This window comes from Buchnera aphidicola (Melanaphis sacchari), assembly GCF_003096055.1.
Lineage (GTDB): Bacteria > Pseudomonadota > Gammaproteobacteria > Enterobacterales > Enterobacteriaceae > Buchnera > Buchnera aphidicola_P.
This window is the reverse complement of record NZ_CP029161.1, coordinates 379,286-397,296: the sequence shown is the minus strand read 5'-3', so window position 1 is coordinate 397,296 and position 18,011 is coordinate 379,286. Positions and strand designations below refer to the sequence as shown.

Sequence of the window (18,011 nt, the reverse complement as noted above, 5' to 3'; positions counted from 1 at the left end):
TTTCACTCTCCCACAGAAAGGTTGTTACTTTTATTCAATATGCTAATTACATTTTGTGGTAAGTAAAAACTACCTATATGAATTTTAGAATTATAATAATTAAAGTTTAATTTAGAATTTTGAATGCGTTTTTTTAAATCCTTATTATGTATTTTTCTATATTCAAAATTGTCTGATCCCCAAGCAAACATCATTATTCCTCCATAATATGTAGGAATACTAGCTTGATAAAATTTAACATCAAAAAAATATTTTTTTAATTTTTTAAAAGTTAGAATAATTTCATTTTTTTGAAGAAAAAATACTCCATTTTGTGCTACAAAGATACCATCGTAGCCAAGACATCGTTTGCAGTTTGAATAAAATTCTGATGAAAATAAACTTTCTCCACAACCAACAGGATCTGTAGAATCAGATATAATTAAATTAAATTTATTTTTTGTATTTTTAATAAAATTACATCCATTATCAATAATTATATTTAGACGTGGATCATTATATGCATTATTACTATGATTCGGAAAATATTTTTTGCATAAATTAATAATATCAATATCAATTTCAACCATAGTAATACTATTAATACTTTTGTGGCGGCAAACTTCTCGTAATATACCTCCATCACCTCCGCCTATTATTAATACATCTTTAACAGATCCATGAGATAGTATAGGTACATGTGTTAACATTTCGTGATATATAAATTCATCTTTTTCGGTAGTTTGAACGATTCCATCAATCGTCATGATTTTACCCATAATGGAATTATGAAAAATTTTGATTTCATGATATCTATTTTTTTTTTTATATAATATTTTTTCAATCAAAAAATATTGTCCAATATCATGGTGTAAAGTTTCATGCCATATTTTTTTATCAACCATATCTATTCCTAATAAATATATAATAAGTTGTTTAATACAAGTATAATAAAAAAGTATATTTTAGATTGTAAAATAGGATAATAATAAAATTATAATAAAAATTTTTAAAGTTAATATTTTATATAATAAGGATATAAATATTTTTAAATAAAAAAATTTAAATAATATATTGACAAGAAAATTTTTTTATTAATTTTTAAAAATATCTTTTTATGATAAAAAATATAATTTATTTTTTTATTTTTTAAAAATTTATATTTTCTAGTATTAATTTAGCTAATTTTGAAGATTGAAAAGAAGCGGTAGAAATATTTTTTTTGAAATTTAAAGTAGCATGATTATCCGATAAATCAGATATTGATTTTATAATAATATATGGAATTTTGAAATGATAACATACTTGTGCTATTGCAGCAGATTCCATATCTACTCCGATTGCAGAAGAAAATTGATATTTTATTTTTTTAGAAATTTCTCCTCTAATAAATGAATCTCCTGTAACAATTAATCCTTTTGAATATCTAAGATTAAATTTTAGTAAAATTTTTTTAAAAATATTATATAAATTTTTATCAATATTAAATTTTTTTGGATGTTTTGGCACTTGACCTTTAGAATAACCAAAATTGGTCAAATTTACATCATAATAACATATTTTTTTAGGAATAATGATATCTCCTATTTGAAGACAATTTTTTAATGCACCTGCTGAGCCAATATTAATAATAATATTTATTTTATATAAATGAATTAACATAGTTGTTGCAATACTTGCGCACACTTTGCCAATTCCTGATTTGATTAAAAAAATTTTGTTATTTTTAATTTTTCCTTGATAAATCTTAAATGTTCCATTTTTTTTTATTTCTTGGTTATGTATTATTTCTTTAATTATTGAAATTTCTTCTTCTAAAGCGCCAACTATTCCAATTTTCATTTTTTATTCAAATATAAATGTATTATTTTAAATACTAAAAGATGCGCCACATCCGCATGTATTTTTTGCGTTTGGATTAAACACTATAAATTTTGATCCTTCTAAATTTTCTATATAATCTATTGTTCCGCCATATAAATATTGCAAACTAATAGGATCTATAACGATAGAAAAATTTAATTGATTAATTAAAATATCATTTTCATTGATTTTTTCTTCAAAAATAAATTGATATTGAAATCCACTACATCCGCCTCCGACAATATATACTCGTAATTTTAAATTTTTATTTTTTTCATTATTAATAATTTTTTTTATTTTTTCAGTAGCTTTTTTGCTAAAATTTAGATTTTTTTGGTAATTTTTTTTCATTTTTATAAATTCTCAAAATATTTTAAAATTTTTTTAAAGTTTTAAATTAATTTTATCATAAAAGGTAATTTTATATATTTTTAATTTTAATAAGATGAATGTTTTAAAAAATTCATCCTTGCGCCGATAGATGATTTATTTTTTTATTGGCGCAGGTTGTAAATAATATTTTTTTAAAAATTCATATCTTATATAAAAATATATTGGATCAAAATATAAAAAAATTAATCAGATTTCTTACGGAGAAAAGCAGGAATGTCTAAATATTCTGGTTCTTTTCTTTTTAATTTTTCTTTTATTTGGTTATGCGTATTATTATTTTTTTTTTTATCTAATGATGTAGATGATAAATTTAAATATTGATATCGATAATCCATTAACATTTCTTTAGAAGATTTATTTTTTGTTTGTTGATGAATATCTGAATATTTTTCCATACCAATTCCTGTTGCTACTACAGTAACGCGTAAGGTATCGTTCATATCAGGATCTAAAGATGTACCTATTACAACGGTAGCATTGTCTGAAGAAAAAGATCTAATAGTATTTCCGACAGTTTCAAACTCATCTAGTTTTAAATCAAAGCCAGCGGTAATGTTAACTAAAACTCCCCGAGCGCCTGATAGATCTATATCCTCTAATAAAGGACTAGATATTGCTATTTCTGCCGCTTCTTCAGCTCGATTTTCTCCTGAAGAAATTCCTGTCCCCATCATGGCGTATCCCATTTCAACCATAACGGTACGAACATCAGCAAAATCAACATTCATTAGTCCAGGACGAGTAATTAATTCAGCAATTCCTTGAACAGCTCCCTTTAGTACATTATTTGCAGCACTAAAGGCATCTAATAAAGAAATTCCTCGATTTAGCACTTTTAATAATTTATCATTAGGAATTGTAATTAATGAATCGACATATTTTGATAGCTCTATCACTCCTTGATCCGCGACAATCATTCTTTTTTTACCTTCAAAACTAAAAGGTTTCGTGACTACAGCTACTGTTAAAATGCCTAGTTCTTTAGCAATTTCTGCTACTACAGGAGCTGCTCCTGTTCCAGTTCCCCCTCCCATACCTGCAGCAATAAATACCATATCAGATCCATCTAGAGCAGATTTTAATAATTCTTTGTCTTCTTCTGCGGAAGTGCGTCCAACTTCTGGATTCGCACCAGCACCTAATCCCTTAGTAATATTATTTCCTATTTGTATAGTTTGTTCTACTTCTATTTTTCTTAATGCTTGAGCATCGGTATTTACAGCAAAAAATTCGACACCTTCAATTTTCTCTCGTACCATATGTTCTACCGCATTACCGCCTCCACCACCAACACCCACTACCTTAATTATTGCATTATTACTTAATTCTACAGGTTCAAACATAATTTAATTCCATTATCTAACTTTAATTTTAGAAGGTTATAAAGTATTTAAAACTCTCTTGTAAACCAATTATTAATTTTTTTAAACCATCTTTCAATAAAAGAGTGTTCTTTTTTTTTATTTTTAAGATTTAAGTGATATTCTTTTCCATAGTGTAATAAACCCACTACTGTTGAATAATCTGGCTCGATAATATTATCTATTAGTCCAGTAATATTTAAGGGCTTAGCAATGCGAATTTTTTTTTGAAAAATTTTTTCTGCGCATTCTTTTAATTGTAAAATTTTTGCACCTCCTCCAGTTAATACTATACCATTTGTTAATTGATATTTTTTTCCTTCTTGATAAAGTTTTTTTTGTATATCAGTGATTCTATTATTAATCAAAGAAAATAGTTCAACGTATCTTGATTCAATGACTTCTACAACAGAATCTTGTTGCAAATTTTTTTGAAAATTACTATGTATATTAGGTAAATTAATTGTTTTGGATTTATCTAAAGTAACATGTGTTGCAGATCCATATTTTACTTTTATATTTTCTGCATCAGTATATGATGTGCTAAAAGCGTAAGAAATATCACTGGTTACAATATTTCCTGCATATGGTATAACATGACTATCTTCTATAGATCCATTGATATAAATACAGGAATCTATTGTCCCCCCTCCTATATCAACTATGCAAACGCCAAGCTTGCATTCCTCTTCAGTTAAAACAGCTTTACTAGAAGCTAGTCCTGAAAAAATAACTTGATCTACCCTTATATTGCATTTTTCTACAGCTTTAACAATATTTTTGGCTATATTTTGATGACAAGTAATTAAGTGTACTCTTACCTGCATTCTTGTTCCAGATAATCCAATTGGGTTTTTTATCTCATATTGTTGATCGATTGAATATTCTTGTGGAATTATATGCAATATATCATGTTCATTAATAATTTTTACAGATTTTGCAGTATGTATTACATTTTCTATGTCTTCTTGTGTTACTTCATCTTCAGAAATTGGAACTATTCCTATTTCATTTTGACAATTAATATATTTATTAGATAAAGATAAATATACAGAAGTAATTTGACAATTTGCCATAATTTCAGCTTGATGAATTGATTCTTTTATACATGAAATTACTGAATCTAAATTATTTATTCTGCCTTTATCTATTCCTTTAGATTGGCATAATCCCATGCCAATAATATTTATTCCGCCATCTACTAAAACTTCTCCTACCAAAGTTACGACTTTAGTAGTGCCTATTTCTAGTCCGACTACTAATTTTTTATTTGTTGATATAATCATTATTCTTTGGCCTGCACTATATAATATTATTCATTTTTCTTTTAAAATAAGATCTCTTATTTTTATTTTTTATATTATAATTATTCAAAATAATCACTATTTTAATTTTCTACAAAAATAAAAACATTTAACGTTATGATTATGTATAGAAAATATATTTAATAAATTAAATGATGCAGTATAATGATTTTATTAAATAAGATTTTTAATTTATTAATTATAATTAAATTAAATATAACGAACAATAATAAAATTTTTATTATAAATAATCTATCATAATATAACTATTTATCGTTTAGTATTTTCAATACTAAATCATCAAATGGTATTTTGAATGCACGTGCAGCTATTGGGACTAAACTTTTATTTGTCATTCCTGGGATAGTATTTACTTCTAATAACCAAAACTTATCTTTTTTATCTAAAATTACATCAATTCTTCCACAACCTTTGCATCCTAAGGTATTCCAAGCTAATTTTGCTATTTTTTGCAGTTCTTTTTCTTTTTCATCACTTAGTCCACTTGGGCATAAATATTGAGTAGAAGAACATTTATATTTAGCATTGTAATCATAAAAATAGTTTTTTGTTGTAATTTTAATGGAAGGTAAAATTTTTTTACCTAAAATTGATATTGTATATTCCTCTCCTACTAAAAATTTCTCAATGAGAATATCATGACTATAATTATATGCAATTCTAATTGCTTGATTTAATCCATTAAATGAATTAACCAAAGTAATACCTATACTCGATCCTGCGGTATTTGGTTTCACTAAAATAGGAAATTTTAATTTTAAGAATTTTTTTTCTATTCCATGGTGCAAAAATTTTAAGATATCATTTTTTTGGAGATATATATCCGGTAATACTGAAAGTTCAGAAGATTTCCACATTAATTTTGTTTTATATTTATCTAAAGATAAAGATGATGCTAAAATTCCGCTTCCTGTATACGGTATTTTTAAATATTCTAAAACTCCTTGAATAACGCCATCTTCGCCCCCTCTTCCATGAAGAGCAATATATGCCTTACTAAATCCCTCCGTTTTTAATTGCATTATAGGAAAATGTTGAGGATCAATTGGATATGCATTAATACCAGATTTTAATAAACTATTTAAAACAGCATATCCTGATTTAATAGATATATTTCTTTCAGAAGAATTTCCGCCTAATAAAACTGCTACTTTATTTTTCATATATCACTTTTTTATTTTTTAATAATTTTTTTTTTATTATCTCTTTTATGTTTCCCGCTCCTTGTAACAAAATAATATCATTTCCCTTTAATACGGAAAAAAGAAAATTTAATATTAAGTTAGGATTTTTTACGAGAATAATATTTATTTTTTTTATTCTTTTAATGTCATTATATAATGAAAAACTATCTGCACCTGGAATTTTTTTTTCACGAGCTGAATAAACATTTAAAATTAATAAAACGTCTACTTTAGATAATACTTTAACAAAATCTTCATATAAATTATATGTTCGAGTGTATCGATGAGGCTGAAATATCATAATTAGTCTTTTTTGGGGCCAGCTTGTTCTTATAGTTTGAATATTTTTTAATAGTTCAGTGGGATGATGACCATAATCATCTATTAATATAGTTTTTTTGCTTTCAATATTATTTTTTTTAATATTATATATCCCAAGATATTCAAATCTTCTCTGAGTACCTTGAAATTTTTTTAATGATTTTATTATATTATAGTGTGGTATTTTTTTTAATAATGCCAAAGAAAATGCTGCGGTTGCATTTAATGCATTATGTTTTCCTGGAATATTTAAAGTCACTTTTATTTTTTTTTTATTTTTTCTAATGATTGTAAAACATCCTACAAATAAGTATTGTTTATAGTTAACAATACGAATTTCTGAATTTTTATGGAATCCATAGGTAATTACTTTACATTTAATTTTAGGTAAAATATCACGAATATTGCTATCATCTATACATACTATAGCAATTCCGTTTGATGGAAGTTGATTTAAAAATTTTAAAAATGTCTTTTTTAATAATAAGAAATCATCATTATAATGATTTATGTGATCGGATTCAATATTAGTTAAAATTGCTATTTTAGGTTTAAGATACAAAAAAGATTGATCACTTTCATCGGCTTCAGAAATAAAATAGTTCGATGTTCCTAATTTTGCATGAGAATTAATTGATTTTATTAAGCCTCCATTAATAACAGTAGGATTTAAATGGTTTTCGTTAAATATATCAAAAATTATTGAAGTGGTTGTAGTTTTTCCATGTGTTCCAGATATCGCTATTCCGTACTTAAATTGCATCAATACTTGCAGCATTTCTGCTCTTAATAATATAGGAATATTTTTTTTTTAGATTCTTGAATTTCTGGATTGTTCGACAATATAGCGCTTGATTTGATTACAAAATCAACATTTTTAATATTTTTCTTACAATGTTTTAAATAAATAACTGCTCCCATATTTTTCAAATTTTTTATAGTAGAATTTTTTAACAAATCTGATCCGCTTACTTTGTATCCTAAGTTTAATAAAATCATAGCAATTCCATTCATTCCTGATCCACCGATACCAATCAGATGAATTTTTTCAAATTTTTTTTCTTTAAAAAAATTATTTTTTTTAATTTCTTTTATCTTCATTTTTTAATTCTTATATTTGATTAAATAATAAAATTTAATTTTTAGTTATTTTGTGAATAATATTAGAGATTTTTAAAGTTGCATTTCTTATGCCGAGCAAATAGGATTTTTGAGCCATTTTTTTTAGTATTTCTCTGTTTAGAGAATACAGTATTTTTACTATCAATTTTTCACTTAATTCTGATTCTGGAATAATTTTTGCTGCGCCCTTTTTTTGCAAAATTTGAGCATTTAAATATTGCTGATTATCTTTATGTGGATAAGGTATAAATATTGCTCCTAATCCTACTACAGCTATTTCGCTTACAGTTAACGCTCCAGATCGACAAATAATTATATCTGCCCATGAATACGCAGATGCTATATTTTTTATAAAAGAGGTTATTTTATATTTGTATAATCCAAATTTTTTATATTTTTGTCGTGTTTTTTCTAATTCAAAATGTCCTGTTTGGTGATAAATAGTAATCCTTTCTTTTAATAAATATAATACCTTAGGTAGAATTTTATTTAAAATAGAAGCTCCCTGGCTACCTCCAATAATTAAAATACGTAATGGTCCGTTTCTATTTTTGAAACGATGAATTGGAGGAGGTATTTTTATAATTTCTTCTCGGATAGGATTACCTACTATTTCTGCGTTATCTAAAGATCCAGAAAATGCTTGTATATTTTTTGTAGAGATTTTAGCAAGAATACGATTTGTGATTCCAGAAATTTTATTTTGTTCATGTATTAAAAGAGGAATTTTTGACCTCCAAGCTGCTAATCCAGCTGGTCCGGAGACATATCCACCCATTCCTAATACAATATCTGGGGAAAAATTTTTAATAATTTTCTTGACTTTAAAGTACGCATTTAATATATATATAGGAGATAAAATTAATGTCTTTATATTAGATTGACGCAATCCCATTATATCAATAAAATGAATTTTTATTTTATTTTGAGGAATAATATTTGCTTCAATTTTATTTTTAACTCCTATCCAATTAACATTCCATCCCTTTTTAATTAAATCGCGAGCTATTGTAAGACCAGGAAAAACATGTCCACCACTTCCACCTGCTATAATTATAATTTTTTTAGATTTCATTAAAAAATTCCTTAGGAAGTGCTTGATATTTTTTGATTCTCATTTCAAAATCAATTCTTAATAAAATGCAAATAGCTATTAAATTAATAATTAAACTTGAACCTCCATAACTGACAAGTGGTAGAGTCAATCCCTTAGTAGGCAATATACCAGTAGCTGCGCCAATATTAATTAATGTTTGAAAACTGAACCAAAAACCAATGGAACAAGCTAAAAATCCAGAAAAATTTTTTTGTTTTTTCAAAGCTTTTTGCCCGATATACATAGCTCGAAAGGACATAGAAAAAATTATTAATAATATTGCAAAACAACCTATATAGCCTAATTCTTCTCCTATAATAGAAAATATAAAATCACTATGTGCTTCAGGCAAATAATTTAGTTTTTGTATTGAATTGCCTAATCCCTGTCCGAAAAAATGACCCCGACCTAATGCCATAAGAGATTGTGTTAATTGATAACCATTACCAAATGGATCTTGCCAAGGATTCCAAAATGATAATATTCTTTTAATACGGTATGGTTTATCTAAAATCAAAAAAATAATAATTAATATGATAAATATAATAAAACTAAGAAATTGTTTGATTCTAGCCCCAGAAAGAAATAAAATAGATAAAGAAGTAACAAATAAAATAATTACAGTACCAAAATCAGGTTCAGCTAATAAAAAAATAGATTGTACTGAAATTACACTCATCGGTTTAAAAAACCCCCAGAAACATTTTCGAACTTCATTTATTTTTCTAGATAAATAACTAGATAAGTAAATAAATGAAGAAATTTTGCATATTTCAGAGGGTTGTATGCTAAATATACCTATTTTTATCCATCTTGAAGATCCATTTACTGAAATTCCTGCTAATAATACGATAATAAGAAGAAATATTGTAATTATTAATATAATATTACTATTTTTTTTCCAAAATTTAATAGGAATTCTTAAAAACAAAAAAGATAAGAAAAACATTAATAAAAAATAAAATGTCTCTCTTTTTAAAAAATAAAAAGCATCATGATATAAATCTTGGCCTATTGAAATAGATGCAGAACTTACCATGATTAATCCAGTAATACATAAAAATAAGGTCAACCATACTAATACACGATCATATAATATAAAATGAGGTTTTTTTTTATTTTTTTTAAAACCATTATTTTTTTTCCTTGGATAATTTTGTAAAAAGTTTACCTCTTTCTTCGAAATTAAAGAATTGGTCCTTGCTGCTGCATCCAGGTGAAAATAGAACTACATCGCCTGGGTATTACTTCTTTTTTAATTAAGCGCATTGCTTCTTCTAATCTGTCAAAGTAAATAGATTTTTTTTTAAAAATTTTTGATATGTTATATCCATCTTTCCCAAAACAGTATATTTTTATTTTCAACGTTTGAAAATATTTTTTTAAAATATTAAAATTAGAAGATTTAGCATCTCCTCCTAATAATAATCGTATTGTTCCTTTGGTTTTAACGTTTTTTAAAGCTATTTTAGTATTTTCAATATTAGTAGATTTAGAATCATTAATCCAAGATATATTATTACTTTGATGTATCATTTGAAATCGATAAGGTAAATTTCGGAATTTACTAATTTCTTTTATTGCATTTTTCTGAGGGATTTTCATTGCATTAGAAATTGCTAATGTAATTAAAGCATTTTTATAGTTATGATCACCATATAAAATGGTACGATTAAAGTGAAGTATTTCTTTTTTTTTATAAAATAAAATAGGAGATTTTTCTTTGTAATTGATATAATAATCGCTTTTTTTAGAGCCAAAGCTAATATAATTTTTTGATTTTGTACATGATAAAATATTTTTTATTTCTTTGGAGTGAATTAAACAAATTTCTGCATTATTATAAATTGATAATTTTACTTTTTTATATTGCTCAAAGCCTTTTGGATATCTGTCAAGGTGATCATTAGTAACGTTAAGAACTACAGCAATTTTTGATTTTAAACTAAAAATATTTTCTAGTTGAAAGCTTGATAATTCTAGTATATATAAATCAGATTTTTTTTTTAGCATTTCTAATGCCGGAAATCCTATATTACCTCCTAAGGAAACTTGGTATCCTGAGTTTTCAGTAACTTTTTTTATCATTGTAGCGACAGTGCTTTTACCATTTGTTCCAGTAATAGAAATTATGGGACATTTTGCCTCTCTAGAGAATAATTCTATATCGCTAATGATTTCAATTCCTAAAGAACGAGCATAAATTAAGATAGGTTTAAAAGAAGATATTCCGGGACTAATTATAATTAAGTCAGACTCAAAAATCCATTTTTTTTTTAATTCCCCTAATTTATATTCAATATTTTTAGGTAATTGATCTAATAAATAAGGTTTTTTAGATTCATCCATTATTTTAGGTTTGAGTCCTTTTTTAAGGAAATATTTAGCGCATGATATACCAGTTACTCCTATGCCTAAAATTAATATTTTTTTTCCAGAATAATTATGAGACATTAATGTGCACTCTTAATGATACTATTGCTATAAATAGTAATAGCAAAGAAATTATCCAGAATCTTACGATAATTAAAGATTCTGAAACTCCCTTAATTTCATAGTGATGATGAATTGGACTCATTTTAAAAATTCTTTTTTTTGTAATTTTAAAATAAATAACTTGTAATATTACAGAAATAGTTTCAATAACAAAAATTCCTCCTAAAAAAAATAATAGAAATTCTTGATGTAATAGTATAGCTATTACTCCTAAAGATCCACCTAGTGGTAGCGATCCAACATCACCCATAAATATCTGCGATGGATGAGCATTAAACCATAAAAATCCTAATCCTGAACCAATTATTGCTGAACACAGAATTACTAGTTCGCTAGCATTTTTTAAAAAAACAACATTCATTATTTGACAAAAATATATATTTGAACTAAAAAAAGAAATCAATCCTAATGCACATGATAAAAATATGATTGGCATAATTGCTAATCCGTCTAATCCATCTGTTAAATTTACCGCATTGCTTGTGCCTACTATTACTAAATAAGATAAAAAAATATACAAATAATTAAATTTATAAGAAACTATACTATAAAAAGGAATAGAAATTTGAATATTATTAGAATAATTGTTATGATTGATAATATAAATAATTAAAACTGCAATAGTTGACAACAAAAAAAATTTCCATAGTATTTTTAATCCACAACTGTTTTTATATCTTATCTTTTTGTAATCATCTAAAAATCCAATTAATCCATATCCTACTAATATTAGTATAATATACCAAATGTCAATATCAAATAAATCACAATAAAGAAAAATAGAAATTAATATTGAAAAAATAATTAGGATACCTCCCATAGTAGGAGTATTTTTTTTTAAAATATGATTTATTGGTCCATTTTTTCGGATTATTTGGTATTTCTTTGATTTATGAAAATAAAAAATAAGCTTCGGAATAATGAATAAGTTGATAAAAAAAGATGTTAATAAACTGAATATAATACGATATGGAATAAAATATAATATTTTTAATTTACAATTAAAATATTCACTTATCCAAAGAAACATTATTTTTTTAACTCCTTAAGAAGATATTTTATTATTGTTTCCATCTTTGTTTTTCTTGATCCTTTAATTAAAACTGTGATTTTATTTTTTTTGGATATAATTTTCTTTAAAATTTCTTTTATTTTTTTTTTTTCTAAAAAATGTACGCCGTTTTGACACATTTTAGAAATAGTATAACTTTTCTTGCCAAAACTAAAAATCTTATCAATTTTTGAAATACTAGCAATATTTCCTATCATCTTATGATATAAAATACTATTTTTACCCAATTCTTCCATATTTCCAATAACTAATATTTTATAACCAGGCATTTTTTCTAATACTTTAATTGCTGAAATTGTTGATGATACATTAGAATTATAAGTATCATTAATTATAATTTTATTAGGATTTATCTCAATAGATTCTAATCGACCTGGTATAATTGGTGTTGTTGATAAGCCAACTTTAATTTGTTGTAAGGGTATTTTCAGGCAAAATGCAAGAGCACTTGCAGCTAAAGCGTTAGATATGTTTTGATAACCTAATAGAGGTAACAAAATATTTATTTTTCCACATGGTGTGTGCATAGTAAAAAACGTTTTTTTTGTATTAACATCAATATTTGTAGAAAAAAAATGACTTTTTTTTTTTTTTGATAGAAAAATAAATAATATTTTTATTTTTAATTTTTTTTTTCCATTGTGAAAGGTGATTACTATCTAAGTTAATTATAATTGTTCCGTTATTTTTTAATCCAGATATGATTTCTGACTTTGCTTTAGATACACCTAGTAATGATTTAAATCCTTCTAAATGTGCATAATAAATATTATTAATTAATGCAATGTTTGGTTCTGCAATATTTGAAGTATAGTGAATTTCACCTGGATTATTTGCTCCTAGTTCAATTACACCATACTTATGTTTTTTGGTTAATTCGAGTAAGGTAATAGGAACGCCTATATGATTATTAGAGTTTTTTATAGTGAATATAGTTTTCTCATTTTTTTTTAATATAGATGCAGTCATTTCTTTAACTGATGTTTTTCCGCAAGAACCTGTAATTGCTAATATTTTGGGATTTATTTTTTTGCGTATCCAATTAGCAATTTTTCCTAAAGCAATAGATGTATCTTCTACTACGATGTATGAAATTAAAAATTTTATTTTTTTTTGTGTTATAATTCCAATACAACCATTATTTATAGCTTCTTCTATGAATATATGAGAATCAAATTTTTTTCCTTTCAATGCAATAAAAAGACAGTTTGGCAATATTATTTTTTTTGTGTTTATACTAATATTATTGATAATTTCATTTTTTCCATATAATTTACCATTAGTAATAATTGCAATTTTAGTTAATAATAAAGGGATCATTTTTTTTTACCTAATAAACTTAGTACTATTTTTATGTCTGAATGATAAATATATTGATTATTAATTATTTGATAATTTTCATGTCCCTTGCCGGATATAAATATTATATCTTCAATATTTGCATGAAAAAAAGCAAAATATATTGCTTGTTCTCTGTTAAGAATAATTTTTATTGTATTTTTTTTTATACATCCTTGAATAATATTTTGTATAATAATTTCTAAACTTTCATTTCTAGGATTATCACTAGTTATAATTAATTTATCTGCTATTTTTTCTGCAATGTTTCCCATAATAGGTCTTTTATTTACATCTCTCGCACCTCCACAACCGAAAATACACCATATTTTTTTTGAGGGATAGCATTGTTTAATGCTAGTAAGAGCTTTTTTTAACGCATCAGGAGTATGAGCATAATCTATGATAAAAGTTGGTTTTCCAATTTTTTTAAATATTTGCATTCTACCGCGTATTGGTTTTAATTTAACAGAAGTTAAAATAAGATCAGATAATTTATAATTCATTTCTAGCATCGAAGCAAATGATAACAGCAAATTTTCTATGTTAAATTGACCAATTAAATAAGTAGATAATATACCTTTTCCCCAACTAGATTCAAATTTTACATTAGTAAATTTTCCATTAAATTTTATATTAGTAGCATTAATCCACTTATTAGCATATTTTTTATACTTAGTATTCTTAATTGACACCGCGACAGTATATTTATTAGATAATTTTTTTAACCATTTTTTTCCATATTGATTATTAATATTTAATATTATTTTTTTTGTTTCATATTTTTTAAAAAAAGACCATTTTGCTAATGCATATTTTTCCATAGTTTTGTGATAATCTAAGTGGTCTTGTGTTAAATTCGTGAAAATTGCAATGTAAAATGGCACATCTAAAAGTCTATTTTGCACTAGTCCATGTGAAGATACTTCCATAGTAGTAGTTAACGTTTTTTTTTTAGCGCTAAATATAAAAATGATTGTATGTCAATAGCCGAAGGAGTTGTGTTTTTAGATGGAGTTAATTTTGGATAAAATCCATGACCTAAGGTACCCATTGTACCAACTTTTTTTTTAAATAATGTATGCCATTGATTTATTAGTTGTGTGATAGTAGTTTTTCCATTTGTTCCAGTGACTCCAATAATTTTTAATTTTTTTCCAGGATCATTATAAAACCTGCTAGATAAGTATGAAAGATTTTTAGATAGCTGAAAGAAATATATTAAAGGGATATTATTAATATAGTTGATTTGTCCGTGCTCTTTATAAATTAAAGTTTCTGATATTATAGATACTACGTTTTTCTTAATAGCTTCACAAATAAATTGATTGCCATGGTATTTCTCTCCTTGTACAGCTAAAAATACATCTTTTGATGTTAGTATTCGACTATCTAATATTAAATTTTCAATTTTTTTATTTGGTGCATTTAAAATCCAAGGAGACAATAAATCTTTTAAATTATTTTTCTTCATCATTTGTTTAAATATCATAAGATTTTTTATTTTAATTATTTATCTGGTTGTATTTTCATAGTTTTTAATACTAATTTCATAATTTTACTGAATACTGGCGCTGCTACTGCTCCTCCATAATACTTTCCTGCTTTTGGTTCATCAATAATAATCACTAAAGCGAATTTAGGATCGCTAACTGGCGCGATTCCAGCAGTATATGCAATATATTTTCTAATATAAATCCCTTTATTTCCAATTTTTTTTGATGTTCCTGTTTTAACAGCAACACGATATCCTTGAACCGCTGCTTGCGCTCCGCCTTCTCCAGGCTGAACAGTTTTTTCCATCATTTTTAATACATTTTTAACGTATTTTTCGGGAAAAATGCGTTTTTTCTTTGATGGGTGATTAATTTTAATTATAGAAAGTGGATGATCAATTCCATAATTTCCAATAATTGAATATAATCGTGCTAATTGAAGTGGAGTTACCATGAATCCATAACCAAAAGATAATGTAGCTTTTTCTAAATTTGATAAATTATTTTTTTTAGGAAGAAATCCTTTTTGCTCTCCAACTAAACCTAAATTAGTTGGTTGTCCTAATCCAAATTTAATATAAGTATTAATTAATTCAGAAGTAGGTATGGACAATGCAATTTTTGATATTCCAACATTACTAGATTTTTGTAATATTCCTGTTATATCGAGTTTTTTATGATAGGATACATCTTTTATTTTATATTTTTTAATAAAATAAGGGTTTGTATCAATAATAGAGTTTTTTTGGATTATTCCTTTTTCTAGCGCTGAAATAATAACAATTGGTTTAATAGTTGAACCTGGTTCAAAAACATCTGTAATAGCTTTATTACGAAGATTGCAATATGTTATGTATTGTGTATAATTTGGATTGTATGAAGGACTAACAGCCATCGCTAATATTTCATTGCTTTTTATATCAATTAAAACTGCAATTCCTGAGTTTGCATTATTTTTTATCACTGATTGGTGTAATTGTTGATATACAATAAATTGTAATTTCTTATTAATACTCAAAGTCAAGTTTTTAGAGTTAAAATTTTTAATCAAATATTTTTTTTCAATGATGCGGCCTTTATTATCTTTTCTTATTTGTCTTTTTCCTGATCTTCCTTTTAAAGATGTATTAAAACTTTTTTCTATACCTTCAATACCCTCTCCATCTATATTATTTATGCCAATTAATTGAGCAGCATTTTTCCCGAAAGGATAATATCGTTTTGATTCTTCTATCAAAAAAACGCCAGGCAATTTTAACGCTTTAATATAATCTCCAATTTCTAGTGTAATGTGTCTAGCTAAATAAAAAAATTTTTTTTTTGATGCTTATGAATATTAAATATGATTTTATTTAATGAAGTTGATAATATTTTTGACAACGCTTTCCAACGTATATTATTAATAATATTTTTTGTATCAGTTATAATACTAGGATCGATAAATACTGAATTTACTAAAACAGTTGTTGCTAATGGATATCCTAAACGATCAGTAATAATACCTCTTGTATTCGTAATTAATTCTGTTCTTAATGTTCTACGATCACCTTCATATGTTAGTTTTTTTGAATTAAATACTTGAATAAATATTATACGTAATGTTAAAATTATTAAAAATGAAAAAATAATACTAAATAATGTAAAAAAACGCCAGTTTATATAGATTTTATTTTTTTTTTTAAAAGTATTTTTTTTTATTTGTATGTTCATAAGATATCTTTTTTAAAAATTTTTGATAATTAAAAGTATGTGTTATTATTGAAGTTAAGATTAATTTTGACTGTAGTAATCAATTAATGTATTTTTTTCCAGAATTAAATTTCTCCATTCATTATCTTTTTTTTTTTTATTAACATAAGCTCTTCTTCTTCAGAAATTAACAATCGAGTATTTTGTACTGTTATTACAATAGAATTAGCTGATATGATAATAGCAAATAATAAAATTAAATGTATTTTACTATGCATTAGAAAATCATTTTTAATAATATTGGGTAGATTATAGTAGTTTTTCATGTTTTTAATTCTGCAATGCGAAGTATAGAACTACGGGATCGAGGATTTTCTATTATTTCTTGATGAGTTGGTAAAATTCTATCAATAATTTTTATTTTACATTTTTTTAATTGGTTTATTTTTTTTTCTGTAATAGGCATACTATATGGTACAATTGCTTTTTGACTATTTTTTAGCATAAAATGTTTTACTATTCTATCTTCTAAAGAATGAAAGCTAATAACTAAGAGTCGACCTCCTGGTTTTAATATTTTTAAAGAATTTTCTAATCCTATTTGTATTTCTTTTAATTCTTGATTAATATAAATTCTAATTGCCTGAAAAGTTCTTTTAGCTGAATGTTTAAATTTATTATAAGGTATTGATTTTTTTATAATATTTACTAATTCAAAAGTATTTTTTATTTTTTGTTTCTTTTGATAATTTTTAATTGAATATGCAATTTTTTTAGAAAATCTTTCTTCTCCAAATTTTTTTAATACATAAGAAATTTCATCTATACTGCTTTTAGATAACCAATCTGCAGCTGAAATACCAGAATTTTGGTTCATTCTCATATCTAAGGGACCGTTTTTTTTAAAAGAGAAACCTCTTTGTTTATTTTCTATTTGTAATGAAGATATTCCTAAATCAAATAAAATTCCATTTACCTTTCCTGCAATATTATTATATTGTGTATAATTTAAAATATTTGAAAAATTTTCATGTAAAATAGAAAAACGCTTATCTTGAATTTTTTTTCCAATAAACACAGAGTATGGATCTTTGTCAAAGGAGTATAATTTCCCCCTTTTTCCTATTTTTTCTAATATTAAAGAAGAATGCCCACCCATTCCAAATGTACTATCAATGTAGATGCCATCTTTTTTAATTTTTAATGATTCAATAACTTCTTTTTTCATTACGGCAATATGTTTAATTTTTAAATTCATTTTGGATTTATTATGAAA

General features: G+C 24.8%; 12 protein-coding genes and 5 pseudogenes. All 17 read right to left on the bottom strand.

Annotated elements, in window-relative coordinates:
• Positions 1-2: 2 nt before the first annotated feature.
• Entirely contained in the window at positions 3-884 is an 882-nt protein-coding gene (gene speE, locus DD681_RS01985) for a polyamine aminopropyltransferase (RefSeq protein ID WP_158341337.1), read from the bottom strand.
• 244 nt (positions 885-1,128) lie between these two features.
• Positions 1,129-1,821, bottom strand: coding sequence for a 5'-methylthioadenosine/adenosylhomocysteine nucleosidase (locus DD681_RS01980; RefSeq protein WP_158341336.1), 693 nt, complete (start codon positions 1,819-1,821; stop codon positions 1,129-1,131).
• A 27-nt stretch (positions 1,822-1,848) separates the two neighbouring features.
• Positions 1,849-2,193 carry an iron-sulfur cluster insertion protein ErpA gene (erpA, locus tag DD681_RS01975; protein WP_158341335.1) on the bottom strand — a complete coding sequence of 115 codons (345 nt, stop codon included), beginning with the start codon at positions 2,191-2,193 and terminating at the stop codon, positions 1,849-1,851.
• Between the two features lie 224 nt (positions 2,194-2,417).
• Positions 2,418-3,578 (bottom strand): cell division protein FtsZ, encoded by a 1,161-nt coding sequence (gene ftsZ, locus DD681_RS01970; RefSeq protein ID WP_158341334.1) that lies wholly within the window; start codon positions 3,576-3,578, stop codon positions 2,418-2,420.
• 47 nt (positions 3,579-3,625) lie between these two features.
• A complete protein-coding gene (ftsA, locus tag DD681_RS01965; RefSeq protein ID WP_158341333.1) occupies positions 3,626-4,882 on the bottom strand; it encodes a cell division protein FtsA in 1,257 nt (418 codons plus the stop codon).
• A gap of 284 nt (positions 4,883-5,166) precedes the next feature.
• Positions 5,167-6,084 carry a D-alanine--D-alanine ligase gene (locus DD681_RS01960; RefSeq protein ID WP_158341332.1) on the bottom strand — a complete coding sequence of 306 codons (918 nt, stop codon included), beginning with the start codon at positions 6,082-6,084 and terminating at the stop codon, positions 5,167-5,169.
• Positions 6,074-7,527: pseudogene (gene murC / locus DD681_RS01955) on the bottom strand (UDP-N-acetylmuramate--L-alanine ligase). The gene DD681_RS01960 and the pseudogene murC overlap by 11 nt, the downstream one beginning before the upstream one ends.
• Before the next feature lie 34 nt (positions 7,528-7,561).
• Complete coding sequence (murG, locus tag DD681_RS01950) at positions 7,562-8,623, bottom strand: undecaprenyldiphospho-muramoylpentapeptide beta-N-acetylglucosaminyltransferase (RefSeq protein ID WP_158341331.1); 1,062 nt, start codon at positions 8,621-8,623, stop codon at positions 7,562-7,564.
• A complete protein-coding gene (ftsW, locus tag DD681_RS01945) occupies positions 8,613-9,830 on the bottom strand; it encodes a cell division protein FtsW (protein WP_158341330.1) in 1,218 nt (405 codons plus the stop codon). The genes murG and ftsW overlap by 11 nt, the downstream gene beginning before the upstream one ends.
• Positions 9,778-11,098, bottom strand: a pseudogene (murD, locus tag DD681_RS01940) (UDP-N-acetylmuramoyl-L-alanine--D-glutamate ligase). Before murD ends, ftsW begins: the two are co-directional and overlap by 53 nt.
• The gene (gene mraY, locus DD681_RS01935; protein WP_158341329.1) at positions 11,088-12,170 is read right to left on the bottom strand and encodes a phospho-N-acetylmuramoyl-pentapeptide-transferase; all 1,083 of its coding nucleotides are present in this window, start codon (positions 12,168-12,170) and stop codon (positions 11,088-11,090) included. The pseudogene murD and the gene mraY overlap by 11 nt, the downstream one beginning before the upstream one ends.
• On the bottom strand, positions 12,170-12,709 hold the full coding sequence (locus tag DD681_RS03140) for a glutamate ligase domain-containing protein (protein WP_315968467.1): 540 nt from the start codon (positions 12,707-12,709) through the stop codon (positions 12,170-12,172). The genes mraY and DD681_RS03140 overlap by 1 nt, the downstream gene beginning before the upstream one ends.
• Positions 12,710-13,181, bottom strand: a pseudogene (locus DD681_RS03185) (Mur ligase family protein); the annotation flags it as partial. It abuts the gene before it with no gap.
• A gap of 347 nt (positions 13,182-13,528) precedes the next feature.
• Positions 13,529-15,024, bottom strand: a pseudogene (gene murE / locus DD681_RS01925) (UDP-N-acetylmuramoyl-L-alanyl-D-glutamate--2,6-diaminopimelate ligase).
• A gap of 35 nt (positions 15,025-15,059) precedes the next feature.
• Positions 15,060-16,756: pseudogene (locus DD681_RS01920) on the bottom strand (penicillin-binding transpeptidase domain-containing protein).
• Between the two features lie 104 nt (positions 16,757-16,860).
• A complete protein-coding gene (locus tag DD681_RS01915; RefSeq protein WP_261788345.1) occupies positions 16,861-17,061 on the bottom strand; it encodes a cell division protein FtsL in 201 nt (66 codons plus the stop codon).
• Positions 17,058-17,993, bottom strand: coding sequence for a 16S rRNA (cytosine(1402)-N(4))-methyltransferase RsmH (gene rsmH / locus DD681_RS01910; protein ID WP_158341328.1), 936 nt, complete (start codon positions 17,991-17,993; stop codon positions 17,058-17,060). The genes DD681_RS01915 and rsmH overlap by 4 nt, the downstream gene beginning before the upstream one ends.
• Between the last annotated feature and the right edge of the window lie 18 nt (positions 17,994-18,011).